Origin of the sequence: Vallitalea sp., assembly GCF_025211055.1 — a bacterium.
In the GTDB taxonomy this organism is placed as follows: domain Bacteria; phylum Bacillota; class Clostridia; order Lachnospirales; family Vallitaleaceae; genus Vallitalea.
The window spans coordinates 157,903-182,366 of the sequence record NZ_JAOARO010000077.1; the positions used below are offsets into that span (position 1 = coordinate 157,903).

Below are 24,464 nucleotides of genomic sequence, written 5' to 3' on the forward strand. Positions count from 1 at the left end.
TATATTCATTACTTAACACATTCAGCTCCACGTTCCATGGCTTTTATATTAATTGGAATAAGATGTTCTTTTGATTTTCCTAATACTTTCTTGAGTGCTTCAATAACTGAATCTATACTAACAACTTTGGTTAGTTCCAAATAAGCACCAAGCATTACCATATTAGCTATCCTTGTGTTACCAAGTTCAACTGCAATCTCATTAGCTTTGATATAATATACATTTATATCATCTCTAGTTGCTTTTATATCTATCAGCGAACTGTTAATTAATAGATTACCGCCTTCCTTGACACTATTTTCAAATTTAATTAATGATGGTTTGTTTAACATCAATCCTGCTGTAGCTTTTGTCACTATAGGTGATGCAACTGGTTTGTCTGATACAATTACATTACAGTTGGCTGTTCCGCCACGCATTTCTGGTCCATAGGATGGTAACCATGACACTTCTTTTTTTTCAGTCATTCCTGCATATGTTAGTATCCTGCCAATAGACATAACACCTTGACCACCAAATCCAGCAATAATTAGTTGCTCAGTCATTGTTACTCCCCCTCCTTTTTAACACCCAAAGGATATACTGGAACCATGCTATCTTTAACCCATTCAAGTGCTTCAGAAGGTGACATTCCCCAGTTGGTAGGGCAAGTTGATAACACCTCAATTAATGAAAATCCTTTGTTATTAACTTGATTCTCAAAAGCTTTCTTAATAGCTTTTTTAGCTTGTTTTATATGTTTCACGTCATGAACCGATACTCTTTCTATGTAATATGCTCCATCCAAGGTAGCCAACATTTCTGATACTTTTATAGGTAATCCTGCAAGTTTTGGATCTCTTCCATAAGGAGATGTAGTTGTTACTTGACCAACTAATGTTGTTGGTGCCATTTGTCCACCTGTCATTCCATAGATTGCATTATTAACAAAAATTACAGTAATATTTTCATTTCTTGCTGCTGCATGAACAATCTCAGCTGCTCCGATGGATGCTAAATCTCCGTCACCTTGATATGTAAAAACTATGTTGTCTGGTAAAACCCTTTTAATACCTGTTGCAACAGCAGGAGCACGACCATGCGCTGCTTCGTGCATATCACAGCCAAAATATTTGTATGCAAAAACAGAACATCCTACAGGTGCTACACCTATAGCTTTATCTTGTATATTAAGGTCATCTATTGCTTCAGCAACTAAACGATGTATTATTCCATGAGTACAACCAGGGCAATAATGAAAAGGAGTTTCAGTTAGGGCCTTTGGTTTATCAAATACTACTTTCATTATTATACCTCCTTCACTATTTTTCTAATCTCTGCCATAATATCATTAGGAGTTGGTACCATACCACCTGTTCTGCCATAAAAATATACGTCTTTTTTTCCGTTCACTCCAAGTCTTATATCTTCTATCATTTGACCTTTGCTCATTTCAACACTCATGAATGCTTTTACATGGTCTTTGTCAGCGTATTCTCTAACAGATTTATAAGGGAATGGCCATAATGTTATAGGTCTTATTAATCCTACATTGATTCCTTCTTCTTTTGCCATTTCGATTACACTTTTTACTATTCTTGCTGTTGTTCCATAAGCAGTTACGATTATCTCTGCATCATCGCAATTGTATTTTTCATATCTTACTTCTTTTTCCTCTATGAGTTTATATTTTTTATATGTCTTATCTACTTCTTTTTCAAGTTCAGCTGGGTCTATATATAATGAATTAATAATATTAGGTTTTCTAGTTCCATCGCAGCCTGTTGTAGCCCAATCTTTAGCAGGTAAATCTCTAGCAGGTGGTTTAACGAATTCAACTGGTTCCATCATTTGTCCAAGCATTCCGTCTCCAAGAATCATTACTGGATTCCTGTACATATCAGCTATATCAAATGCTTCCATTGTAAGACTAACCATCTCTTGTAAAGTTGATGGAGCATAAACGATTAGATTATAATCTCCATGTCCTCCACCTTTGACAGCTTGAAAGTAATCTGACTGAGCTGGCTGGATTCCTCCAAGACCTGGGCCCCCTCTTACTATGTTAACTATAACACATGGTAACCCTGCTCCTGCTATATATGAAATGCCCTCTTGTTTTAGACTTATTCCAGGACTTGATGATGATGTCATAACTCTTGCTCCTGCTCCTGCTGCTCCGTATACCATATTTATGGCTGAAACCTCGGATTCTGCTTGTAAAAAAACACCTCCGATTTTAGGTAATTTTTTAGCCATATATGCTGGAATTTCATTTTGTGGTGTTATAGGATAACCAAAAAAATATTTGCATCCAGCTTGTATTGCAGCTTCTGCTATGGCTTCATTACCCTTCATTAAAACCTTTTCCATTATTACTCCTCCATTCTATACTCTAATTATTTCTCTACTTTAATGACGACATCAGGACAAATGGTAGCACAAAAAGCACAACCAATACATTGATCCATGTCTGTAACAGTGGCAGGATGATATCCTTTTGTATTAATCTTATCTTTTGATAAAACCACTATCTTTTTAGGACATACTGTGGTACATAACCCACATCCCTTACATAACTCCTCATTAAAAGTTACCTTTGCCATATGTAATCTCCTTTCACCTAAGGAAACACTTAAATATTAGTTCATCTTTTGTAAGTTTGGATAAAGTTATATTTAAATGCTCCTATAATTATTAATACTTCATAATCTAGCAAAATACTTTAGGAAGGTGATTAAGAATAATCACTCTATCCTAAAATTTGGGTTGCATGAATAAATCCATATAAAATAATTTGCCTTTATGTTTTTCTGGTAATTCTATAGATATATCTTTCTTTGCATTTATATAAGTTATGGGTATGCCTGTCATATCCGATACGTTGTCAATAATTCTCTGACCTTGTAATATAATATCTTCTGTTGTTTCGTAGGACAGATTAGTATTGTTTACTAGATCTGTTATCTTTAATCTTGATCTTAATTCCACTTGTTTCATAAGACCTATGATATCTTCTTCATTATTAGTAAAAGGTCTTCTTGTGTTAATTACAAAATACATTTTATAATCACAAGAATCAAAATAACTTTTGAATTGACCAAGGCTGGTTGCCCCGTCTTCGTCGCCTCCTACATCAAAGAAAACATTAGTATTTTCCATACTAAAAACACTATAGATAGATGCCGGTAAAGATGGTATATCCAGATTCGTTGTTGCAAAATTAGGGGTTATCACCTTAATATTTTTCTCCTCCAATAAAGGTTTAACTTCTGCAGAACGAAAAAAAGGATTAACCACATCAACATCTACAAGTACCGTTTTCTTTCCTTGTTCGGCAGACTTTAAAGCTGAATTGATTGCCATTTCAGTCTTACCACTGCCAAAATTCCCTGTAAAAATAGTAATATTTAATCCCTTTACCATATTACGCTCCTTTGCTATAGTTTATTTAATAATGTCCTTTCCAGAAACACATTTAGTTATTAATCCCAACTATATGTTTTCAATAAATAGTTTGTGTTTTATGCCATTTATATTTATATAATAACATATCAAAGCTAATTTTCCAATATATAATGAGAATTAAGTAGTAAATACACATTAATTTTTTCATGTTATTTTTGTGCATTTTTACCAATTATCAGATATATTATATTAGTCCACCACTCAAATACATTAATGTAGTAAATCGAAAAATATTCCCTAAATTTATACTACTTTAATTAATAATAACATTAATAAATATAACAAACAAGATTTCTAGCAAACTTATTCCATGTATTTAGTTAATAAAGAAAATTATCAAAAGATAATTATTATATAAACCATCATATGTATTTTATTAATAATATTTAATCTTAATGATCTTGACAGTAAAATGAGAATATAAAAAAAGAAGGTTAATTAAAACCCTCTTTTTTCATAGTTAATTCAAATTATCATTATACTATCTATTTTATTTCTTTTGCCCATCCATAAGTATCTACTACTTGACCTGTTTGGATACCAGTGATTGTATCATAAATCTTTTGAGACACTTCACCTATTTTTCCATCATTGATACTAATTACTCTGCCATTGTAGTTAAGTTCTCCTATTGGTGATATAACAGCAGCTGTTCCAGTCCCGAATGCTTCTTCAAGTGTTCCTTTTTCTGCTGCATCATAGATTTCTTCTATTGAGAGTTTTCTCTCTGAAACAGGTATATTCCAAGTTTTTAATAATTCAATAACAGAATCTCTTGTAACACCTGCTAATATGCTACCTTCAAGAGATGGTGTAATAACCTCTCCGTCAATTTTGAAAAATACGTTCATAGTTCCTACTTCTTCAACATATTTTCTTTCTACTCCATCAAGCCATAATACTTGAGAGTATCCTCTTTCTTTAGCTTTCATTTGAGCTTTGATACTAGCTGCATAGTTTCCCCCTGTCTTAGCAAAACCAATGCCACCTTTTACTGCACGAACATACTCAGTTTCAACCCATATTTTCACAGGATTAATACCTTCTTTATAATAAGCACCAACTGGACATAATATAACCATAAACATATAAGAATTAGATGCTCTTACACCTAAGAAAGGATCAGTAGCTATGATAAAAGGTCTAATATATAGAGATGTTCCTTTTGGAGTTGGAATCCATCCTTTTTCTACTTTTATAAGCTCGTTGATAGCTTGAAACATATCATCTTCATCTATCATAGGAATACATAATCTTTCATTAGTTACATTAGTTCTTTGAATGTTTTTTTCAGGTCTGAATAAAAGTACTCTGTCATCTTCGGTTTTATAGGCTTTCATTCCTTCAAACATTTCTTGTCCATAATGAAAAACCATAGCAGAAGGATCTAATGAGATTGGTTGATATGGTACAATTCTTGGGTCATGCCATCCTTTTCCTTCAGTATAATCCATAATAAACATATGATCAGTAAATTCTGTTCCAAATCCAAGATTATTAAAATCTGGTTTTTGCTTAAGGTTTTTGGTTAATTCACATTTAATATTTAGCATTTGAATGCCCCCTTCTTAATATAAGGAAAATCTTTTCCTATAATTTCATACTTAAGTTTACTAACTTGAATATATTCTTATTTTTAATAATATCATAAAACTATAAAAAATGTCTTGTTACTAATATATTTTTAATATATAAATGTGTTTAATTCAAAATACTTAATATAAGTAAGTAAATTCATATCATGCAAATTATTTAAAGTATATTATATACTCATTGATAGGTAAATGCAATATAATATCGATTATAGTTTTTGAACATCGAGTCCATTTTGCTTGAAGTAACCTTTAATAGGATTACAAAAAACTTTTTCTTCTACTGTGGACTACTTTTGGCTATTTCAAAGTTAATATTTGAATTTATGAGAAGAAAAACTTTAGGGCTTACAATAATTCATATCTATAAATTTAAAAATCTATACATATGGTTTCTTTTTTATGCATTTTTATGGTATTATTATATAAGAACATATATTCGGGTTATAATTGATATAGAATTATATACCCATATAATAAGAGGGATAATTATGAGAACAATACTTCATATTGATATGAATTCTTTTTTTGCTTCTTGTGAGCAGGCTAACAATCCAAGATTGAAAGATGTGCCTTTAATTGTGGGTGGAGATCCACAAAAGAGACGTGGTATTGTATTAGCTGCTAGTTATGATGCTAAAGCTTATGGTGTAAAAACGGCTATGCCTATCTGGCAGGCTGTGAAGTTATGTCCTGAGGCTACTGTTGTGCAGCCCACTCATAATCTTTATAGTAATATATCAAGAGAAATAATGGGTATATTTGATGAGTATACTCCTTTGAAACAGCAACTTTCAATTGATGAGGCTTTTTTGGATATGACTGGGACAGAGAATCTTTTTGGTTCGCCCCATGAGGTGGCTATAACTATTCAAAACCGATTATTAAGTGAATTAGATATACCTTGTTCAGTAGGAATATCGTCAAATAAATTACTAGCTAAGATGGCATCTGATTATAAGAAGCCCCTAGGTATTACAGAAATATATCCAAAGGATGTTGAAGAAAAATTATGGCATCTACCAGTTGGAGAATTATATGGTGTTGGTAAAAAAACTACTGTAGCTTTTAATAAAATGGATATATCTACAATCGGAGATTTAGCTACGTGTCCAATTAGTGTATTAAAAACGATTGTTGGTAATAAATATGCTGGAGAAATCCATAATTCTGCAAATGGTATTGGTAGTAATATCATTACTCCTAATGTAAAGGACGATATGAAAAGCATTAGTAATGAGATTACTTTTTCTTCTGATGTAAGGGATTTGGATGAACTTAAAAAGGAAGCCCTTCTATTAGCAGACTCTGTTAGTTGGAGACTTAGGAAACACATTTCAAAGGGTAAAACCATATGGATTAAAATAAAGTATAATGATTTTAATGTCATAACTAGAAGTATTACTATTGATGAACCTACGGATGTAACTGATACAATTTATAGTATGGCATGTAATCTACTAAACCATATACCATTAGATAAACCAGTAAGATTACTTGGTGTTGGCATAGGTAATTTTGGCATCCAAGATTATAAGCAGTTATCTCTTTTTGAAAATGAGGAAAATACGGTAAAAAAAGAGCAAGTTGATAAATTAGTAGATGAGCTTCGTGGACGTTTTGGTTACAATTCTGTTAAAAGAGCTTCTTTTATAAATAGTAAATACAAACCAAAATAGATCCCTATACTAAAATGAGGTTGTGCTATAATACATTTTTTATTGGCTACAAGTTTGTATTATCCATCAGCCCCATTCAGTTTATTCATGTAGATTCATATATTTTTGTATACTATTCATTTTCAAATACGTCTTTGCACCATGTATAATCACAAATATTATCAGCATAACATATAATCCACTAACAATTTTTTCATAATCAATAAAATACCTAAAAGCTAGCTTAGTCATTATTATTACCTCCTAAAATGTCTTCACCCAATTTGGTTAGCTGTTGTAAACGTAGTAATTCTTGATTTGCTATATGTAAGCCTTGTTCTGTTATTACGTATTCTTTTTTCTTACGGCTAGTACCTTCTTGGTGATATATTTTTATCCAGCCTTTTTTTAGCAAAGTATTGATAGCACCATAGAGGGTACCACTACCTAATTGAACACTTCCATTACTGATTTCGCTAATATGCTGCAGAATACCATAACCATGATAATTAATCAATATGAATCCAAACTTCCTTTTTATGAAATTCAGATAAAAGGAATGTTATCCAATTATACACTTATCTGATTAGAGAATTGTCCTATGATATGGAGTTACGCCTTCTTATTATAGAAGACGTTAACTTAGTATTGTTACCCTTATTCTTCTTTAAAATCAATAATAAAAATAACACCTTTTGAAGTATTGCCAATTGAATATTTTAATCCATGTCTATCTAGAATTATTTTCACTATTCCCAGACCCAGTCCGTTCCCTTTAACATTTTTATTTCTTGCTTTATCTACTCTATAAAACTCATCAAAAACATGCTTTAGATCATTTTCTGGTATATGAACACCTGTGTTTTCTATGGAAAGCAAATAATGCTTTTCTTGTTCAATAAGTCTAATGAATATTTTATTGCATTCTGGCGAATATTTGATTGCGTTGCTCAACAGATTTTGAATGACTTTTCTCATTGCTTCTTCATTAGCTGTAATAAATACATCATCTAATAAATCTAATCCTATATCTTGTTTCTTTTGTTTACTAAGGTATATTATATTATTTAGTGTTTTATAAATTAATCTTGTTAAGTCAATTTTCTCTAACGATAGATTATATGACTTTGATTGAAACTTTGTTAGTTCAAGCATTTCATTTAATGAATTACTTATCTGATCTACACTATCTATTGTATAATCAATATACTGTTCTTTACTATACATTCCATCTTTTATGGCTTTTAAATATCCTTTGATAACTGTCAATGGTGTTTTTAGGTCATGTGATATATTCATTAATAAATGCTTTTGATATTTTTCAATCTCCAATCGTTCTTCATATTCTATTTTTAATTTATTATTTATATTTTCTAATGACACAATCTTATTTTCAAGATTCTTTGATATATCATTCAAAGCTTCTCCTAGCTCTTGTAATTCATCTTTTGAATGTAATTGTACTTTATTATCAAAATCTTGAATAGCTATAGCTTGAGCACATTTTTTCATCTTCAATATAGGATTAATTATACTTCTTGAATAATTAAATATAATCAATGTAACTAAAACAATAGTAAATATAATAATATATCTATTAAAATTATTTAGTATCAAAATAATATCTTGATACTGTTCAAGAGATATTGAAGCAATTAAATACCCATCATTTAATTTTTTAGTTCTTAATAGATAATCATTTTTAGTGTCATTAATTTTTTTCAAACCATCAATTAGTTCTTTATTATTTAATAAATAATTACTTATGGTGGTTTGATGTTCAAAACTAATATGGTAATTATTTGTATATTTAATAATTTCTCCACTAATATTAATTATATCGGTTTTATCCCGGTTAGATAAACCTATTAATTCATCCGAAATAATTTTTTTATTCGCATTTATAGAACCATTTTCTATTATTTTATCAATCATAAGAGAACTGATATAGTATTTATCATCACCTTTCAGTCTAAAAAGAGCTACCTCAACTTGACTACCTATTTCAAATATGGTATCAATATTACCTATCATAAGATACCCTGTTATCATTTCATTATTATCTGTCTTAATAGTAATAGAATCTTCATTAAAAATATTTCCTGATATTGGCATTAAATTATTATCTAAGTGAGCTACTAATATATCATTTTTAGTTAATCCATTCACTATTTCATTATTGATATTATCTTTGTTCATTTCCATTTCAAATTGATTTATTTTTTTATCCAATATTTCTCCCTGGTATTTTTGATAATAAAACTCAAAAAAGAAATTTTGAAAGATAAATTGGCAGAAGAAAACTAATCCGAAAATACATATATTTATAAATAATAATTTATTTCTTAATCTACTTCTCTTCATTTAGTCCTCCTCAAATGAATATCCTACTGAAAAAACAGTCTTAATTAGGTATGCCTTATGTTGTAAATTCTTTCTTAATTTTCTTATTTGGGTATCTACTACTCTGTCACTTCCAAAGTAATCATATCCCCATATTTTATTAAGCAACTCTTCTCTTGATACCACTCTTTCTTTATTATCAACTAGATATTTTAATATATTGAACTGTTTTGGCTCTAATATTATGTGTTCCCCATCAACAAACACTTTTCTTTTATTATAATCAATTATAAGCCCTTGAATATTAATCATTTCTTCATTATTATCGATTGTATTAATATTAATTCTTTCTAAGAGGATTTTAGCTTTTATAAGCAGTATATCAGGATTAAAAGGCTTGGTTATATAGTCATCAATTTTATAGGAATATCCTTTTATTTGGTCTTCATCATCGCTTCTAGCTGTTACCATGATAATAGGGACATTGGATGTCTTTCTAATACGGCTTGCTATTTCAAAACCATCTATTCCCGGTAACATAACATCCAAAATAACTAAATCATAAGAATCAGAATTGAAAGCTATATAGCCTTCAATTCCATCATCTTTTAATAATGCATCAAATTTCTCCCTAATAAAATAATCTTTCACTAATGTACCGATTCTATAATCATCTTCTATAATTAACACTTTATACATATTATCACCTATTTATCTTCTAAATAATACATCCCATCTTTTTCGTTGAATTTTGCATCATATATTTGTACTTGCTTTGTCTGAACTGATAGTCTACTATTATCAATATCGACATCTTTTTTAGGAACCGTTACATAAATATTTTCTATTACAATGTCAGATATACCATTTGGAATTTCTTGTTCTTTACTTGATTCATTACCTTCTATTACTTCTTTATTTTTTTTAGTTAATTGTTCAGAAATTAGTGATTCACTTAATACTTGAGCATTTTTTAATAATATTCTACCATTTCCTAAACGTATTTCTTTTGACATACTATCGATTGTGACTTTTTTATTTTTATACTCATATTGAAGTGATTCTTTATTATAGACTACATTACGATTCTCAGTATATTTATTATTTATAGGTATTACAATTATATTATAATCATTGCTTTGTAGTTTGTTTTCAATATCTTCAACTCTAGTTTTAATATTTTTATTATATGCTTCATATTCATTAGTTATTTTCATAGTTAACTTTTTATTTCCTTCATTTTCTGTAACACCGTATTTTTTTAATAAATATTTGACAGGATTATTATAGTCTAAATTATTCTCAATACCCAAATCATAGATTAACCCATACGCTGCTGAACCTATAATATAGTATTCCATATTTTCCTTCATTCCTAATATTCTTATATTCATATCTTTGTTTAATAATTTTACAGCATTTTTATTAACTTCATCAACTGTTTTATTACCTTCTAATATAGATAATGCTTTATATTCTGCAAATCTTGCTTCGCCTTCTATTTTATCATAACTACTCTTTTCTTTATTGTCTTCACTTTGTTCTAAGTATTTCTTATAAAAATAATTAGCTTTTTTAATATTATTTATTTTTTCTTGTTCATCAACAGTAGATAAAGCTTGTTTATAAAAATGAGTCATTTGATTTCTATATATACGAGATTGATATTCCATTGGATACTTTACTGCTCTACTCCTACCCATTGCTTCTTCCATTGTTGTCAAATTCTTATCTTTTGCTTTTTGTAGAACAAGATGAACAGCTTCATGTACAATAAATTTAAAGATTTCAGTTTTCATAGAGTTAAGATCAAATGCAATACCTATCATATAATCAACATTAACGATATAAGTTGGTTTGTTATTAAACTCAACAATATTATAAATTTGTACAAGGATTCTTTTATCTTTAAATGTATCTGTGGAGTATTCTACCATTTCATCTTTTTCACCATATTTTTTATCTTGACTATTAATTAAGTACGCTGTATGTAGAGTATTACTTATTAAAAGAATTTGCATTTTCTTCATATCAAACATTGGGTCGATTAGATGAGCATTATCAATTAGAGTTTCTTTTGTTTCTCTACAAAGCTGTGGGAATATTTCTCTTAATTTATCCTTTTGTTCTTTTGTAATAATAACATTACCATTTGCTTCTTCTGAATCCGTTAATACTGTTGTATCATTAGTATCAAATAATACCTCTGCCCCTTCTGGAACAGGAATTCCTTCTGGTATGAATACTGTATTTCCTGTCAATCCTTCAACCGGCATCTTTTCTGCTCCTTTTGGAATTTCCATACCTTCTGGTAGAAGAACCATTTTTCCTTTAAAAGCATTACTATCTTGGAGACCTTCAATATTTCCATTATCTGTACCTTTTACCTTAGATTCAGCGGTTTGACTACTTACTTTTCCACTATCAATTGATTGGGAATTGTTTTCTTTCTTCATTTGACAACCGATTAAATTAATTATTAGTATACTAATTAAAAGTACTACAAAAATTCTTTTCATTATATACATCTCCTTAGTTTTTAATGGTTTTTTTTATTAATTTCTTCTTAGTAATTCAATAGGTGATAATTTTGATGCTTTTACTGCTGGTACAATACTAGATACTAAACTTACAATTATGCCCACCGTTAAAGCAATCATTAGCGTTAATATATTAGGATTATAAATTGGATAATTCATATGTTTTATTGCCATTGGGTTGATTGCCAAAAACATTACTATTGACAATATTACTCCTGCAGTTGAAGCTAATGTTCCTAATAATAAACCTTCTGTAACAAATATCTTCTTAATATCTTTTTTTGTTCCACCAATTGATATAAGTAATCCTATTTCCCTTTGTCTTTCAAGTACACTAATAAATAATATTATACCTATCATTAATGCTGAAATAAGAAGTATTAAAAGTGCCGCTCCTAAAATGATAAGATTAAAATTCTTAAATACTTTAGTTAATCCTTTTAACACATCTTCTGGTCTTGTGATATCATATGATTTAACATAAGTATTATATACCTGACCTATATCTTTATTATCCTCCAAATAAACACTCATTTTATTTGTTGGTATATCTTCATTCTTACCTAGAAATCTGGAACGTCTTACAAATGTCTTTTGGGTTTCATATGGTAAATACGCATAATCTTCACCAATTAGAGTCTTTTGAGTTATTCCTACAATATTAAGGGATTGTTTGTCCCAACGTGACGGATAATTATTCAAATCATCTACTGCTAAGAATTTTGATTCAATCTTTTTGCCTATTAGTTCTTGGATATTACCATCTTTAGCCAACTTCATTGCAATGTTATAGGATAGAGCTATTTCGTTTTTATTATCCTGAGGTAATCTTCCATGCAATATTTCTGGTGTCGTATAATCTTTTTGATACTCTTCTTGAATAATTGATTTTACTTTAAAAGATATTTCTTCTTTATTATCAAGTTCGTGCTTGGCATTTAATACATATTCATCTTGTAATAATTTTATTTTTTTATTTTTCTTTAATGCAAAATAATCTTCGCTTGTTAAAGCATCTTTTTTAATAAATGTAAGCTTTTTATTATCAATAATACGTTTGTTAGCATATTCTGAATAGCTTTTTATACCATTACTTATGCCAAATGCTATTGCCAAGCTACATATTCCTATAATCATACTTACAGATACAAGTAAATATCTCCATTTTCTTTCTAGCAATCTTTTCCATGATAATCTAAAAGCTGCTCTAATATCAAAACTACGTTTTTGTACTATTGATTTTTCATGTTTATATACAACCTTTTGTTTGATTTCATCTTTTATAACTTGACCATCTTTTAATTCCACTATTCTTGTTGAATAATCTTTTACTTCATAATCATGTGTTACAACAATCACAAGTTTGCCAGAATCAGCAATATCTTTTAATATATTTAACATTTCTATTGATGTTTTGCTGTCAAGTGCACCCGTTGGTTCATCAGCAATAATTATATCCGGATTTTTAACTAAGGCTCTTGCTATAGATACTCTTTGTTTTTGTCCTCCTGATAATTCACTAGGCTTATGATTAAGATGTTCATAAAGTCCAATATTCATAAGTATTGATTTTGCTCTTCTTCGTTTTTCTTTACTATCAACAGCATTCATAGATAGACCAAGTTCAACATTTTCAAGCACAGTCAAATGCTCCATCAATTGAAAATCTTGAAAGACAAAACCAATTTTATTTTTTCTACAATTTGCTAGTTTTAGATCTGAAAAGCCTGCGATATCTTCATTATCAATGAAAACAGAACCTGCTGTCGGCTTATCAAGACCAGCAATAATATTTAACAGTGTAGATTTACCTGAGCCAGATTTCCCAATTATGCACACAAACTCCCCTGGTCCAAACTCAAGATTAATATCATTTAGAGCTGTAAGAGGTTTTTGCTTTTCTGGATTATATATCTTTTTAATACCTTTTATTTTAATCATTTTATCACTCCTTTTTATTAGTTTATTTAGCTCTTAATTTTAATTTTATTCTTATAACATGATTATACATATTCAATATCTATTTATTATCTAGAAAATGTGTTTTTTTTGTTAATATTACTGTCCATATGATGATTGGTATAATTCTATGCACTAGATAAAACTAAAAAACCTTATATCCCTTTATAAAAAAAGGTTTACAAGGTTTTATTTTCTTACAAGTATTAAATATATTGTTTAAACACATGTTGCTATACAGATACTGATTATTATAATAATACTATGCTTCATCCATAGGTAATTGATTGTAATAATAATCAGCTAATTCTTTATATTGTTTAATGGCTTCAATGCCTTTTGGGGTGATTCCATAAATTCCTCTATCTATTTTGGTAAACCAGTCGTAAAAATTATTATATAGTATGGAAGTAGTTTTATCACCTGTTCCTAGTTCCCTAAGTTGTTTAGGTGATAAGTCCCCGTATTTTTCTAAGCAGCAGGCGATATGTATAGAATTTTCCTTATATGCTGTCATAAGCTTTGTTTTAGTACTTCCACCTACATTGAAATTACCATATCGTCCTTCAATCTCAGCAATAATATTATTTTTCTTCTTGGATGATAATCGCTTACTTTGATTTCTGTCAAAAGGCTTAGGGTGATATACTACCTGAACCAACGGTTTATTACCTTTGAATGAAACAAATATCAGTCCTAGTTCTAATCTTCTGATTAGATAAAGCTTGTCCTTCCACTGCCTTGAAAATATTTTTTTTGGTCGTTCTATGGCAAGATATACTCTATCAGTTAATCTTTGCCCTTTAGTTCCTTGAATCAACAGTTTCATATTAAGAACTTTTTTAAGCTCTATAACAATTAGTTCATCATCTTTTACTGCCGTTACATCAATAGATCTAACCTCGCCATTAACTTTGTATCCTAAATTCGTAAAATAATTGTAAATAGGTTTATATAAATCCGTTTCTTTTATATCCATCGTCATTCTCCATCTTGTTTATATAAATATTATATACTTAATGAATTGATTAGCCAAGTTACAAGTTAATGAAGTTCAAATAATTTGTAATAAATGAAAAAAATGGAGTATATTTTCTTCCAAAATAATTAATACTAGTATTGTTAAATTATAACTAATACAATTAGGAGGAAAAATATATGCATAATCAAATGAATAATCAAAATCAACAAGGCAAAAATGCTATTCAACATGTACATGATGTACAATCACAATTAGAAAGTGCTAAAAGTTGTTTGAATCAAGCAATAAGCACAGTAGAAAAACCAGAAAACAAAAAGAGAATTCAGGATACTCTTAATGCAGTTAACAACGCATTAACTAGCGTAAATAATACTATTTCTAATTATCAAGAATCATAATCAAAATTAAACAAGCAAAAAAATATTAAGGGGCTGTCGTAATATCTAAGTCATTCAAAAAAATGTATTATACGACATCCCTTATGTATTTTATCTATTTATACATAAAATACTACTTAGTCTTTCACCAATCTTTTTATCCTGATTGTTAACAATCTCAATATATCTTGTCCAACTATCAAACTCAATGATGCTTTTTTTAAATAGAATCTTTTCAAAGTTTCTTCTTATTTTATTTACATTATCTTTATCTTTTTCATTAATATTATCATTATTAAGAATAGCGATAGCAGTAATTAGAGCTTCTATTACCCTATCTCTTTTTGAATCATTAATTACACTAATAAATTTTTCATCAAATTCTATGATTGTATCATAATCATTATTAATCTTAACCTGCTCCATCAAGGATTTTGAATAGCCTACTATACATTTATCTCTATCACATTTACCACAATATTTTTTACCTAAACATATCTCTTCAATATTATTATCTAATTGAGTGTAATAATCATATATCATTTGTGAAGTCTTTAGATATTTTGATGCCTTTTCCTCTGCACGAAGTTTTAATAAAGGTTTAACTCTTATAATAAAAATGGTAGTAACTAGTATAAAAAATAATATTACATATACTGATTGTAAATAACTACTAGGTACTGTTGAAAACAATTTGGTTATACCAAAAATCATGAAAATAGAAGCGGCAATTAATTTAATAGTAAATTCTGGGATTTTGTTTCCTAACTTCCTTCCAATGAATATACCTAATCCTCCAGTAACGATCATACCTGATACAGTACCAAGAAGTATTATTAATGGATAAGAAGCATCTGTTGATAATGTTATTGCAGTAAGTTGGGTTTTATCACCTAATTCACCAATAAAAAATGCTGTAGCCACAGTAAAAACCGGTCCTAAAGACATGGTTTTATTCTTATCTTCACCATTTTCTTCTTCAATTTTTAATGTCCATATGGAAAACCCTATGAATGCAAAACCAGCAATTATCCCAAGAATATTAACAGGAATAAAGCGACATAGATAATTTCCCATTATAACAGCTAAACCATGATTAAATAGTGCTCCAAAAAAAATCCCCCCTAGAACGAACCTAACTTTGTAACGAGTTGCAAATGCCATTGCTAATATTTGAGTTTTATCACCCATTTCTGCAATAAAAATGAGACCAAAAGCTTTAATAAATTCTGAAAACATTTCTAATCCTCCAATAATCTCTAAGAATATCCAAAAGGTAGAACTTATCATTAGTTATATTAAATAAGAGTTTCATAAGATACTCAATATTAGTAGATAATGAGCAATATGTAACAAAAAAAGAAGTGAAATTTTTAGATTGGTATAGCTAAACCAATCTAAAAGTCTCACTTCTTTAAATTCTATTTAAAGCGAATAAAACCAGGATTTCTCCATTATGTTGACTTTATTCATGACTATCGTCACAGTTACTCCCTTTTAGAACATTTATGATTGTATCACAAATATATCAATATGTAAATATAAAAATTACAAATGATAATTATTCTTATCTAAACTTAAAGGAGCAAACATATCTTATATCTCTATAAACTATCTTATAATATTATCTCTTTTACCATTTGGCTCAGACTAGTTTTTTCTTCAACACCTTTTATCATATCAGATGATTTTGTTATATCTCCTATTAGGATACCACCAGTAAACTTATTCCCCGTAAAATATAGCTTTTTATAGATTGATTTATCTCCATCTTGCTTATTAACACTATTATATGACAAGTCTTTTTTACTTCCTAGATCTCCAGTTGAAAATATATTCATGTTCATTGCATTGAATACATTATTAGGTATAATATTTTTGTAAGTAAGAGTATCTCCAACAGCATTAGCCCCTGCAACTTCACCTTGTTCTATGGCTTGCTGCCATATATAATAGTTAATACCATTAAACTCAGTTACATCTCCTGCTCCATAGATATTATTAATATTGGTTCTCATATATTCATCAACAATGATACCTCTATTAATGTTTATCCCTGCTTCTTGGGCTAATTTTGTATTAGCTCTGACTCCTATAGAAACAATGACTATATCTGCTTCTATTATCATTTCATTACTAAGTTGAATTCCTGTAACTTCATCTTCCCCAATAATAGCATTAGCAGTTACACTTTTGTTGATGTTGATTCCCGTTTTCTTAATACCATCTTCTAATATCTTAGAACTTTCTTCATCTAATTGTTTTGGTAATAGTCTATCAGCCAGCTCTATAACAGTTACATCAAGGCCTAATTTCTTTAATTCCCAAGCTGCTTCAAGACCTAATAATCCTCCTCCAATAATAGCTGCTTTATTACTATTTTTTGCATAAGATTTTACTTCATCAGCATCAGATAGTGTCTTAATAGAAAAGACCCCTTTTTTATTGATACCTGAAAGTTCTGGTATAAAATTATGGCTACCATTTGCTAATATTAGCTTTTCATAGCTTACAATTTCTCCATTATCTAATATAATCTGGTTGTTACTGGCATCAATCTTAGTGACTGTAGTACCAAGCATCAAATTTATGTTATTCTCACTATACCATTCTTTTTTATGGAGATAAAAATATTCTTCATCATGGCTATCACTTATATAATCTGATAGACTAGGTCGATAATAAGCATAATTAGGATCTTTATCAATAACTATAATCTCAGCATCTGTATTTCTTTTTCTTATTGCTTCAACTGCTGAAATACCTGCTGCATTATTACCAATTATAACAACCTTTTCTTTTTTATCTGATGTAAATACTGGTTTCTCTTCAGTATATAATTCGAATTCTTCCGATGGGGCACCACATACTGGACAAATCTCAGGAGGTTCATCTCCTTCAAATATTTCTCCACAAATAATACATCTCCAAAGTTTCATATTACCATCCTCCTTATTATTCATTCTTCTTATTTATAGAATATACTTATTGATAATTATTGTCAAGTAAAAGCTATAGTTATATAAAGGCATATAAATTATAATCTTTTCATCTTGATTGTATTTATTCTATTGCCTTATTTGCAAATTAATGCTAAAATTATATCAGTTTAAGGTTATTATAAGAAAAATACAGATTTTATAGGGGGTACAATATGTCGAATTCATTCTCTATTACCAAAAAAGGATATTCACTACAGGAAGTTGATGACTTCATTATGGAGTTAGAAGATACTATTGACAATTACAAATTAAAAGAGCAGTACATTTCGCAAGCTTTAGTTGAATCTCATATTACTTCTAAACAAATTATTGAAGAAGCCGAAATACGTGCATTTGAAATTGAAAAAGATGCTCTTATTCAATTAGAACATCTAAAACATGAATTAGATAGTACTAAGAAAAAGCTTGAAAGTTTTAAAAATGACTACGATGTCTTTATAGATCATTTCAAGAATTCTTTTACAGATATTGAATTACAGGCCGTCTTGGATACTATTGATGAAATAGATAATATTATTAGTGGTTCAAAAAAAAATAAAGCTGGTTGATTATCTACCAGCTACATGATTTTCTTTGTATTAATTCATATTTTATTTTTTTTACTTTTCTACTAACTTTATCTTTATTGATTAATCTATTAATAAGGATTTTGGCTGCCTCTTGCCCTATTTTATCAGCATGTTGATCAAAAGATGTGAGACCTACTTCAAATATTGAATCAATATAAAAATCACCAAAACTGATTAATGCAATATCTTGTGGGATCTTAAGACCTAATCTTGCTGCTTCCTTATAAAATAATAATGCTGTTATATCATTAAAGGCTAATACTGCTTGTAAATCTTGGTTATTATACAAATATTCCCTAATATTTTTACTAATTACATTATAGTCATATACATTTTCTTTCTTAGTTTCAGTGCTTCTTACTATCAGCCTGTTATCTACTTCAATGCTATTATCTTGCATTGCTTGTATAAGCCCATTTACTCTTTCTCTGGTTACTGATGATTCTATAGAATACGGATAATAATAACCTATATTCTTATACCCATTCTTTATGAAAATATTACCTGCCTCATAACCAGCGTTGAAATCTTCTCCAACAACTGCATCAAAAGGAAGTGATTCAAAGTATCTATCAATACATATAATTGGTATAGGGGAATCAATAAATTCTTTTAATCTTGTAGTTTCTTCATCTTCAAGACAACCACATAATATTATTCCTTTTGCTCCGTCTTTTATTGAATTGTTGATTTTATCGTATTGGGTCTTAGTATTATTCATTGAGTAATACGTAGCTAGAGTTAACCCACCTTGTTTCAATATCTTCTCTGCACCTAATATAATACTAGAATTGAATTCCGAAAATAATAAATTATTATCATGGAAAATAAGGTCAACCCTATTACTTACTTCTTGTTTATTTCGTAATGAATCCTCTTGAACGAATGTCCCCACACCTTGAACTCTATATATATAACTTTCTATAACCAGTTCATCAATGGCTTTTCTTACAGTTACTCTACTTGTATTAAATAATTTACAGAACTCGTTTTCACTTGGAATAGCTTCTTTTGGCTTATAAATTCCACTAGTGATACGCTGCTGAATATAATTTTTTAGAGTTTTGTACTTAGGTTGTATATCCATATTTTCACCTTATTTTATTATTTCTTGAAACTTACAGTACTTATTATCCAAATCATTATCGTCCTCTGGTATATATCTTGAAATTTTAATTGAATTACGTACAATCTCTCTACCTTGTTTTATATTATCAATTTCTCCCATTCCAATTGCTTGAAGTAATATGTTCCCCATTGATGTAGCTTCTTTTGGTCCAGTGATTACTTCTTTTCCAGTTGCATTAGCCACTAATTGGCATAATAACTTATCTTGGATTCCACCACCAAACATATGTATAGTATTATATCTTTTATTAGTAGTTTTTTCAATTCCTTCTATAGTATGTTTTATTGTTAATGCCAAACTTTCTTCAATAACTCTAACAATCTCACCAATTGTTTCTGGTACAGGCTGTCCTGTTTCCTCACAGAATCTCTTAATCTTATTAGGCATATCAGAAGGAGAGTAAAAGAGTTTGTGGTCCGGATTAATTATAGACGTGGTTTTTGCTTTTAATCCTTCTTCAACCATCTCACCAAATCCTATGTCTATTCCATCTTTGTTCCACTGTCTTTTTGATTCTTGAATCAGCCAAAGTCCCATGATATTCTTTAGAAGATTAACTTTACCACCAACTCCGCCTTCATTACTGAGACCATAATTTTGTGTGGTTTCATTAACTAGAATACCTTCGTTTTCTACGCCTACCATTACCCATGTTCCTGTAGCAATAAAAATAAAGTCTTCTTCTATAGCGGGTATAGCAGCGATAGCAGAGGATGTATCATGACTTCCTACACTGATCACTTTACAATTATCTATATCAAGTTCTTTCTGAATATCATCTGTAATATCTCCTATTTCATTACCTGGTTGAATTATCTCTGGGAATATTCTAGTAGGTAACCCAACTCTATCTATTAAATCATAATTCCAATCATTTTTATGGTAGTCGTACAGTTGTGTAGTTGTAGCTATTGTATATTCAGCTTTTTTGACCCCTGTTAAAATATAGTTAAATAAATCAGGCATAAGTAGCATTGTCTGAGCATCTTCCAAGCGGCTTGAAGTAGTCTCAGTTTCTGCTAACAGCTGATAGATGGTATTATATTGATTACAATCAATACCACTAAGACGTATTAATTCCTCTTTTGAAATAAATCCAAAGCACTTATTGGTCATATTATCTGTTCTTGAATCCCTATAATGGAAAGGGCTTGTTATAAGTTCATCATCCCCGTCAATTAGACCATAATCAACGCCCCATGTATCAATTCCAATACTTTTTAGGTCTTCACCATTATTTTTACATTTTATAAGACATTTCTTAATTTCATAAACTAATCTTAGAAAGTCCCATTGTAAATGATTTCTAAGTTTTACAGGCTCATTTTCAAATCGATGTACTTCTTTTAGAATAATCTTATTATCCTTAAGTTCTCCTATTATACCTCTACCACTACTTGCTCCAAAATCAAATGCTAACATTTTCATATACTGATCACCCCATATTTTATTAGTTTATTGTTACTTGTAATTACTTGTAATTACAAGTATAGTTATAATATACTTTACTAAGTGTTATTTGTCAATTAATTATATATTAATTCTTTTGATAAAAGCCTTTGTCCTTTCATTCTGAGGATTACCAAATACCTCTTCTGGTGAACCTTGTTCCACTATAACTCCCCCATCCATAAATATAACATGATTGGCAACTTCTTTTGCAAAACTCATTTCATGAGTCACTATTACCATAGTCATATGTTCTCTAGCCAAATCTTTTATTACTTTCAACACCTCTCCTGTAAGCTCAGGATCAAGGGCCGAAGTTGGTTCATCAAAAAATAATACTTTGGGATTAAGAGCTAGGGCTCTTGCTATTGACACACGTTGCTGCTGTCCACCTGATAGTTGACATGGATAAGCATCCTCTTTGTTAGACAAACCCATTTTGAGAAGTAACTCCTTGCCAATTTTATAAGCTTCTTTTTTACTCATTTTTTGTACATGAATAAGAGCATCAGTCACATTCTTAATTACTGAAAAATGAGGAAACAAATTAAAATTCTGAAATACCAAACCATAATAGCTGTATATTTTCCTTAACTCCTTATTAGAAGCATATTTCACTATCCCATTATCATCAGTATTTACTGCGCATTCTCCATTATAGATTATTTCACCAGAATCAATTCTTTCTAACATTGTTGCACATCTAAGTAATGTTGATTTTCCTGAACCAGATGGACCGATTATGGCTACAACCTTGCCTTTTTTTACATTCAAGGATATATTTTTAATTACCTCAAGGTCATCAAAGCTTTTTTTAAGATTATTTATTTCTAATAATTTCATTTACAATGACCTCCTATCTATAGTAATTTAAACTCTTCTCTATTTTCTCCATTAACATTGCTACTATAAGATTAAAAACATAATAGAAAATACCCGCTACTACAAACGGAGTCATATTTGATTGTGCAGATGCTATAGCTTTTGCTTCTGTAAACATCTCTGAAAAAGAAATTACAAAAGCTAAAGAAGTATCTTTTACAAGTGTTATGACTTCATTAGTTATAGAAGGTAATATTCGTTTTATGACTTGTGGCAAGATAATCTTAATAAATGTCTGTACTCTATTGTATCCAAGAAGCTTAGCTGCTTCATATTGACCTACAGCTATAGATTCAATTCCACCTCTATATATTTCAGCAAAATATGCTGCATAATTCAATGAAAAACCAATGATTACTGCCCCAAAACGATAGCTTCTAGGCATACTTATTCCAAATATATAATATGGTCCAAAATAAACCACCATTAATTGCAACATAAGAGGTGTTCCACGCATAACAGATATGTATATCTTTATAATGTTCCTAATTATACGGTTTTTAGAAATCCTTCCAATTGAAACTAATAGACCAAGAGGAAGAGATATCACCAAAGTAAATGTGAATATCTCTATAGTTTTCAACATACCTTCACCTAATTTAGATAATAAAACTAGTAAATCCAAAAGGTTATCCTCCTAACATTAATAAAACGTAACTACTGTAAAAAAAAGCTATGCCTCGTTCCATATAATTATTTCTTTATAGTAGTGATATCTTTTCCAAACCACTCAGTAGAAATTTCTTTTAGAGTACCGTCATCAGCCATTTCTTCTAATGTTGTTTGTACTTTATCTCTTAGATCTTCATTTCCTAGTAAAAATCCAACTCCATATCCTTCAGAAGCTAAAGTTTCATCTAATATAACAAAGTCAGCTTTCTTTTTCTCAATATGATAACCTGCCACAATATAATCCATAGCAACTGCATCAACTGCTCCTGATTGAAGATCCATTAAAGCCATGTTATAATCTGCTGCTTTTATATAATCACCAAAAGTATCTACCAAGTCTTGACGTTCAGATAATGCAGCTTCTGCACTTGAATCAGCTTGTGCCACAATAGTTTTACCTGCTAAATCAGCAAAAGTTCTAATATCTGAATCTTCTTTTACAACAAATACTTGTTTATTAGACATATATGCATCTGTCCAAGTATAATTATCTTCACGTCCAGTAATTGTAAATCCATTCCAAATACAATCTATATTTCCAGACTTCAATTCCATATCTTTTGCATCCCAAGCTATAGGTTGTAGAACTAGCTCGTAATCCAAACGTTTTGCAACTTCAGCAGCAAGGTCAAGATCAAATCCAGTAAAATCTCCATCATCTCCAACAAATCCCATTGGTGGGAAATCTTGGTCAAATCCTACTGTGAAAGTGCTTTTTTCTTCATCGCCTTCACCATATGTATCGTCTGTAGTTTTTTTAGTTGAACAAGCTGTAACGCTTATTAGTAAAATGATTATTATAAATAGTAAGTAACTCTTTTTCATAGTTGTTCTCCTCGTATAATATAATTTTTCTTTAATTGTAAAGTGATTTTACCTTGTTATGTTATCACATTATCACATTAAAGTAAAGTTCAATTATTATTTCTACTAACTAACCACCTATCTTACATTTTAAACCAGAGTTACTAATAATATTTTTTAATTTATTAAGATTTTTATTTAGAGGAATATCTATATTTTGCATTTCATATATATACCCCAAATATTCATATTTATTCGTACCTAAACGATGATATGGTAAAAGATGTATTTCATTCACATGTATTTTTTTAGCAAATTTAACTGTATCTAATATATTTTTTTCAGTATCATTTACACCAGTAATAACTGGTATCCTTATTATGACTCTGTTACAACACTGGGTAATATATTCTGCATTTTTTAATATCTTATCATTATTTTGCCCTGTAAATCTTCTATGCAGTGTACTATTCATTATCTTAATATCAAGTAAAACTAGATCTGTATATGGCAATACTTGCTGTAATGATTCTTTTGTGACAAAAGCAGCAGTTTCAATAGCTGTATTCAAACCAATCTGTTTACATGCTTTTAAAATCTCTCTAGCAAATTCAGGCTGGAGTAAAGCTTCTCCTCCAGATAACGTAACTCCTCCACCTGATCGCCTATAATACACTGAATCTTTCATAATTATATCAAATACTTCTTTTACTGTAACATTTTTCCCTGACATTTCTAACGCTTCAGCATTACACACTTCTATACATTTTCCACATTGGTTACACTTTTCAAAGGCTATTCTGCTCTTTAATTGTAAGTCTATCGCTCCAGTTGGACATACTTCTACACATCTGTTGCATTGGATACAATTTTTATTGATAAACATAATCTGTTTTTTATAATTCTGTGACTCTGGATTGCTACACCACTTGCATCTTAGTGTACATCCCTTAAAAAAAATAATTGTACGAATACCAGAACCATCATGTAAAGAAAAACGCTGTATATTGAAAATTGTCCCTTTTTCTTCCCAATTAACTTCTTTAATCATAGATATAC

General features: G+C 29.6%; 24 protein-coding genes. 3 read left to right on the forward strand and 21 right to left on the reverse strand.

What is annotated here, in order from left to right:
• Positions 1-8: 8 nt before the first annotated feature.
• The 6 genes from N4A55_RS11230 to N4A55_RS11255 form a co-directional block, all read right to left on the reverse strand.
• Entirely contained in the window at positions 9-545 is a 537-nt protein-coding gene (locus N4A55_RS11230) for a 2-oxoacid:acceptor oxidoreductase family protein (protein WP_293756286.1), read from the reverse strand.
• Between the two features lie 2 nt (positions 546-547).
• Positions 548-1,285 carry a thiamine pyrophosphate-dependent enzyme gene (locus tag N4A55_RS11235; RefSeq protein WP_193774598.1) on the reverse strand — a complete coding sequence of 246 codons (738 nt, stop codon included), beginning with the start codon at positions 1,283-1,285 and terminating at the stop codon, positions 548-550.
• A gap of 2 nt (positions 1,286-1,287) precedes the next feature.
• Positions 1,288-2,352, reverse strand: a complete 1,065-nt coding sequence (locus N4A55_RS11240; RefSeq protein WP_330666384.1) for a 3-methyl-2-oxobutanoate dehydrogenase subunit VorB — start codon at positions 2,350-2,352, stop codon at positions 1,288-1,290.
• Between the two features lie 26 nt (positions 2,353-2,378).
• The gene (locus N4A55_RS11245) at positions 2,379-2,585 is read right to left on the reverse strand and encodes a 4Fe-4S dicluster domain-containing protein (protein ID WP_113674034.1); all 207 of its coding nucleotides are present in this window, start codon (positions 2,583-2,585) and stop codon (positions 2,379-2,381) included.
• 151 nt (positions 2,586-2,736) lie between these two features.
• Positions 2,737-3,405: a hypothetical protein gene (locus N4A55_RS11250; RefSeq protein WP_293756292.1), complete on the reverse strand. Its 669-nt coding sequence runs from the start codon at positions 3,403-3,405 to the stop codon at positions 2,737-2,739.
• A gap of 527 nt (positions 3,406-3,932) precedes the next feature.
• On the reverse strand, positions 3,933-5,000 hold the full coding sequence (locus tag N4A55_RS11255) for a branched-chain amino acid aminotransferase (protein WP_293756294.1): 1,068 nt from the start codon (positions 4,998-5,000) through the stop codon (positions 3,933-3,935).
• A 530-nt stretch (positions 5,001-5,530) separates the two neighbouring features.
• On the opposite strand from N4A55_RS11255, the gene dinB reads away from it, so the two are divergent.
• Positions 5,531-6,718 (forward strand): DNA polymerase IV, encoded by a 1,188-nt coding sequence (dinB, locus tag N4A55_RS11260; protein WP_293756296.1) that lies wholly within the window; start codon positions 5,531-5,533, stop codon positions 6,716-6,718.
• Between the two features lie 81 nt (positions 6,719-6,799).
• On the opposite strand, the gene N4A55_RS11265 is transcribed toward dinB, so the two are convergent.
• The 7 genes from N4A55_RS11265 to N4A55_RS11295 all read right to left on the reverse strand — a co-directional run bounded on the left by N4A55_RS11265 (position 6,800) and on the right by N4A55_RS11295 (position 14,518).
• The gene (locus N4A55_RS11265; RefSeq protein WP_293756298.1) at positions 6,800-6,949 is read right to left on the reverse strand and encodes a hypothetical protein; all 150 of its coding nucleotides are present in this window, start codon (positions 6,947-6,949) and stop codon (positions 6,800-6,802) included.
• Complete coding sequence (locus N4A55_RS11270; RefSeq protein WP_293756301.1) at positions 6,942-7,214, reverse strand: PadR family transcriptional regulator; 273 nt, start codon at positions 7,212-7,214, stop codon at positions 6,942-6,944. Before N4A55_RS11270 ends, N4A55_RS11265 begins: the two co-directional genes overlap by 8 nt.
• Before the next feature lie 140 nt (positions 7,215-7,354).
• Positions 7,355-9,061, reverse strand: coding sequence for a HAMP domain-containing sensor histidine kinase (locus N4A55_RS11275; RefSeq protein WP_293756303.1), 1,707 nt, complete (start codon positions 9,059-9,061; stop codon positions 7,355-7,357).
• Positions 9,062-9,739 carry a response regulator transcription factor gene (locus tag N4A55_RS11280; RefSeq protein ID WP_293756306.1) on the reverse strand — a complete coding sequence of 226 codons (678 nt, stop codon included), beginning with the start codon at positions 9,737-9,739 and terminating at the stop codon, positions 9,062-9,064. It abuts the gene before it with no gap.
• An 8-nt stretch (positions 9,740-9,747) separates the two neighbouring features.
• Positions 9,748-11,559 carry a hypothetical protein gene (locus tag N4A55_RS11285; RefSeq protein ID WP_293756309.1) on the reverse strand — a complete coding sequence of 604 codons (1,812 nt, stop codon included), beginning with the start codon at positions 11,557-11,559 and terminating at the stop codon, positions 9,748-9,750.
• Between the two features lie 36 nt (positions 11,560-11,595).
• Positions 11,596-13,521, reverse strand: a complete 1,926-nt coding sequence (locus N4A55_RS11290; RefSeq protein ID WP_293756311.1) for an ABC transporter ATP-binding protein/permease — start codon at positions 13,519-13,521, stop codon at positions 11,596-11,598.
• 280 nt (positions 13,522-13,801) lie between these two features.
• The gene (locus tag N4A55_RS11295; protein ID WP_293756313.1) at positions 13,802-14,518 is read right to left on the reverse strand and encodes a DUF2161 domain-containing phosphodiesterase; all 717 of its coding nucleotides are present in this window, start codon (positions 14,516-14,518) and stop codon (positions 13,802-13,804) included.
• 179 nt (positions 14,519-14,697) lie between these two features.
• On the opposite strand from N4A55_RS11295, the gene N4A55_RS11300 reads away from it, so the two are divergent.
• Entirely contained in the window at positions 14,698-14,919 is a 222-nt protein-coding gene (locus N4A55_RS11300; protein ID WP_293756316.1) for a hypothetical protein, read from the forward strand.
• 90 nt (positions 14,920-15,009) lie between these two features.
• On the opposite strand, the gene N4A55_RS11305 is transcribed toward N4A55_RS11300, so the two are convergent.
• Positions 15,010-16,137, reverse strand: coding sequence for a TMEM165/GDT1 family protein (locus N4A55_RS11305; RefSeq protein ID WP_293756319.1), 1,128 nt, complete (start codon positions 16,135-16,137; stop codon positions 15,010-15,012).
• Positions 16,138-16,514: 377 nt separating this feature from the next.
• Complete coding sequence (locus tag N4A55_RS11310; RefSeq protein ID WP_293756322.1) at positions 16,515-17,837, reverse strand: FAD-dependent oxidoreductase; 1,323 nt, start codon at positions 17,835-17,837, stop codon at positions 16,515-16,517.
• 215 nt (positions 17,838-18,052) lie between these two features.
• On the opposite strand from N4A55_RS11310, the gene N4A55_RS11315 reads away from it, so the two are divergent.
• A complete protein-coding gene (locus N4A55_RS11315; RefSeq protein WP_293756325.1) occupies positions 18,053-18,448 on the forward strand; it encodes a hypothetical protein in 396 nt (131 codons plus the stop codon).
• Between the two features lie 4 nt (positions 18,449-18,452).
• Here the strand turns inward: N4A55_RS11315 and N4A55_RS11320 are convergent, their stop codons facing one another.
• The 6 genes from N4A55_RS11320 to N4A55_RS11345 all read right to left on the reverse strand — a co-directional run bounded on the left by N4A55_RS11320 (position 18,453) and on the right by N4A55_RS11345 (position 24,456).
• Entirely contained in the window at positions 18,453-19,556 is a 1,104-nt protein-coding gene (locus tag N4A55_RS11320; protein ID WP_293756327.1) for a GntR family transcriptional regulator, read from the reverse strand.
• A 9-nt stretch (positions 19,557-19,565) separates the two neighbouring features.
• Positions 19,566-21,026, reverse strand: coding sequence for a rhamnulokinase (locus tag N4A55_RS11325; protein ID WP_293756329.1), 1,461 nt, complete (start codon positions 21,024-21,026; stop codon positions 19,566-19,568).
• A gap of 102 nt (positions 21,027-21,128) precedes the next feature.
• The gene (locus N4A55_RS11330; RefSeq protein WP_293756332.1) at positions 21,129-21,890 is read right to left on the reverse strand and encodes an amino acid ABC transporter ATP-binding protein; all 762 of its coding nucleotides are present in this window, start codon (positions 21,888-21,890) and stop codon (positions 21,129-21,131) included.
• A gap of 13 nt (positions 21,891-21,903) precedes the next feature.
• Positions 21,904-22,515, reverse strand: coding sequence for an amino acid ABC transporter permease (locus tag N4A55_RS11335; RefSeq protein WP_443083832.1), 612 nt, complete (start codon positions 22,513-22,515; stop codon positions 21,904-21,906).
• Positions 22,516-22,622: 107 nt separating this feature from the next.
• Entirely contained in the window at positions 22,623-23,426 is an 804-nt protein-coding gene (locus N4A55_RS11340) for an amino acid ABC transporter substrate-binding protein (RefSeq protein WP_293756338.1), read from the reverse strand.
• A 109-nt stretch (positions 23,427-23,535) separates the two neighbouring features.
• On the reverse strand, positions 23,536-24,456 hold the full coding sequence (locus tag N4A55_RS11345) for a glycyl-radical enzyme activating protein (RefSeq protein ID WP_293756340.1): 921 nt from the start codon (positions 24,454-24,456) through the stop codon (positions 23,536-23,538).
• Positions 24,457-24,464: the final 8 nt, after the last annotated feature.

Excerpts from the sequence above, each read along its gene's own strand:
- N4A55_RS11230 (WP_293756286.1), bottom strand. The coding sequence starts at position 545 with ATGACTGAGCAACTAATTATTGCTGGATTTGGTGGTCAAGGTGTTATG.
- N4A55_RS11235 (WP_193774598.1), bottom strand. The coding sequence starts at position 1,285 with ATGAAAGTAGTATTTGATAAACCAAAGGCCCTAACTGAAACTCCTTTT.
- N4A55_RS11240 (WP_330666384.1), bottom strand. The coding sequence starts at position 2,352 with ATGGAAAAGGTTTTAATGAAGGGTAATGAAGCCATAGCAGAAGCTGCA.
- N4A55_RS11245 (WP_113674034.1), bottom strand. The coding sequence starts at position 2,585 with ATGGCAAAGGTAACTTTTAATGAGGAGTTATGTAAGGGATGTGGGTTA.
- N4A55_RS11250 (WP_293756292.1), bottom strand. The coding sequence starts at position 3,405 with ATGGTAAAGGGATTAAATATTACTATTTTTACAGGGAATTTTGGCAGT.
- N4A55_RS11255 (WP_293756294.1), bottom strand. The coding sequence starts at position 5,000 with ATGCTAAATATTAAATGTGAATTAACCAAAAACCTTAAGCAAAAACCA.
- dinB (WP_293756296.1), top strand. The coding sequence starts at position 5,531 with ATGAGAACAATACTTCATATTGATATGAATTCTTTTTTTGCTTCTTGT.
- N4A55_RS11265 (WP_293756298.1), bottom strand. The coding sequence starts at position 6,949 with ATGACTAAGCTAGCTTTTAGGTATTTTATTGATTATGAAAAAATTGTT.
- N4A55_RS11275 (WP_293756303.1), bottom strand. The coding sequence starts at position 9,061 with ATGAAGAGAAGTAGATTAAGAAATAAATTATTATTTATAAATATATGT.
- N4A55_RS11280 (WP_293756306.1), bottom strand. The coding sequence starts at position 9,739 with ATGTATAAAGTGTTAATTATAGAAGATGATTATAGAATCGGTACATTA.
- N4A55_RS11285 (WP_293756309.1), bottom strand. The coding sequence starts at position 11,559 with ATGAAAAGAATTTTTGTAGTACTTTTAATTAGTATACTAATAATTAAT.
- N4A55_RS11290 (WP_293756311.1), bottom strand. The coding sequence starts at position 13,521 with ATGATTAAAATAAAAGGTATTAAAAAGATATATAATCCAGAAAAGCAA.
- N4A55_RS11295 (WP_293756313.1), bottom strand. The coding sequence starts at position 14,518 with ATGGATATAAAAGAAACGGATTTATATAAACCTATTTACAATTATTTT.
- N4A55_RS11300 (WP_293756316.1), top strand. The coding sequence starts at position 14,698 with ATGCATAATCAAATGAATAATCAAAATCAACAAGGCAAAAATGCTATT.
- N4A55_RS11305 (WP_293756319.1), bottom strand. The coding sequence starts at position 16,137 with ATGTTTTCAGAATTTATTAAAGCTTTTGGTCTCATTTTTATTGCAGAA.
- N4A55_RS11310 (WP_293756322.1), bottom strand. The coding sequence starts at position 17,837 with ATGAAACTTTGGAGATGTATTATTTGTGGAGAAATATTTGAAGGAGAT.
- N4A55_RS11315 (WP_293756325.1), top strand. The coding sequence starts at position 18,053 with ATGTCGAATTCATTCTCTATTACCAAAAAAGGATATTCACTACAGGAA.
- N4A55_RS11320 (WP_293756327.1), bottom strand. The coding sequence starts at position 19,556 with ATGGATATACAACCTAAGTACAAAACTCTAAAAAATTATATTCAGCAG.
- N4A55_RS11325 (WP_293756329.1), bottom strand. The coding sequence starts at position 21,026 with ATGAAAATGTTAGCATTTGATTTTGGAGCAAGTAGTGGTAGAGGTATA.
- N4A55_RS11330 (WP_293756332.1), bottom strand. The coding sequence starts at position 21,890 with ATGAAATTATTAGAAATAAATAATCTTAAAAAAAGCTTTGATGACCTT.
- N4A55_RS11335 (WP_443083832.1), bottom strand. The coding sequence starts at position 22,515 with ATGTTGAAAACTATAGAGATATTCACATTTACTTTGGTGATATCTCTT.
- N4A55_RS11340 (WP_293756338.1), bottom strand. The coding sequence starts at position 23,426 with ATGAAAAAGAGTTACTTACTATTTATAATAATCATTTTACTAATAAGC.
- N4A55_RS11345 (WP_293756340.1), bottom strand. The coding sequence starts at position 24,456 with ATGATTAAAGAAGTTAATTGGGAAGAAAAAGGGACAATTTTCAATATA.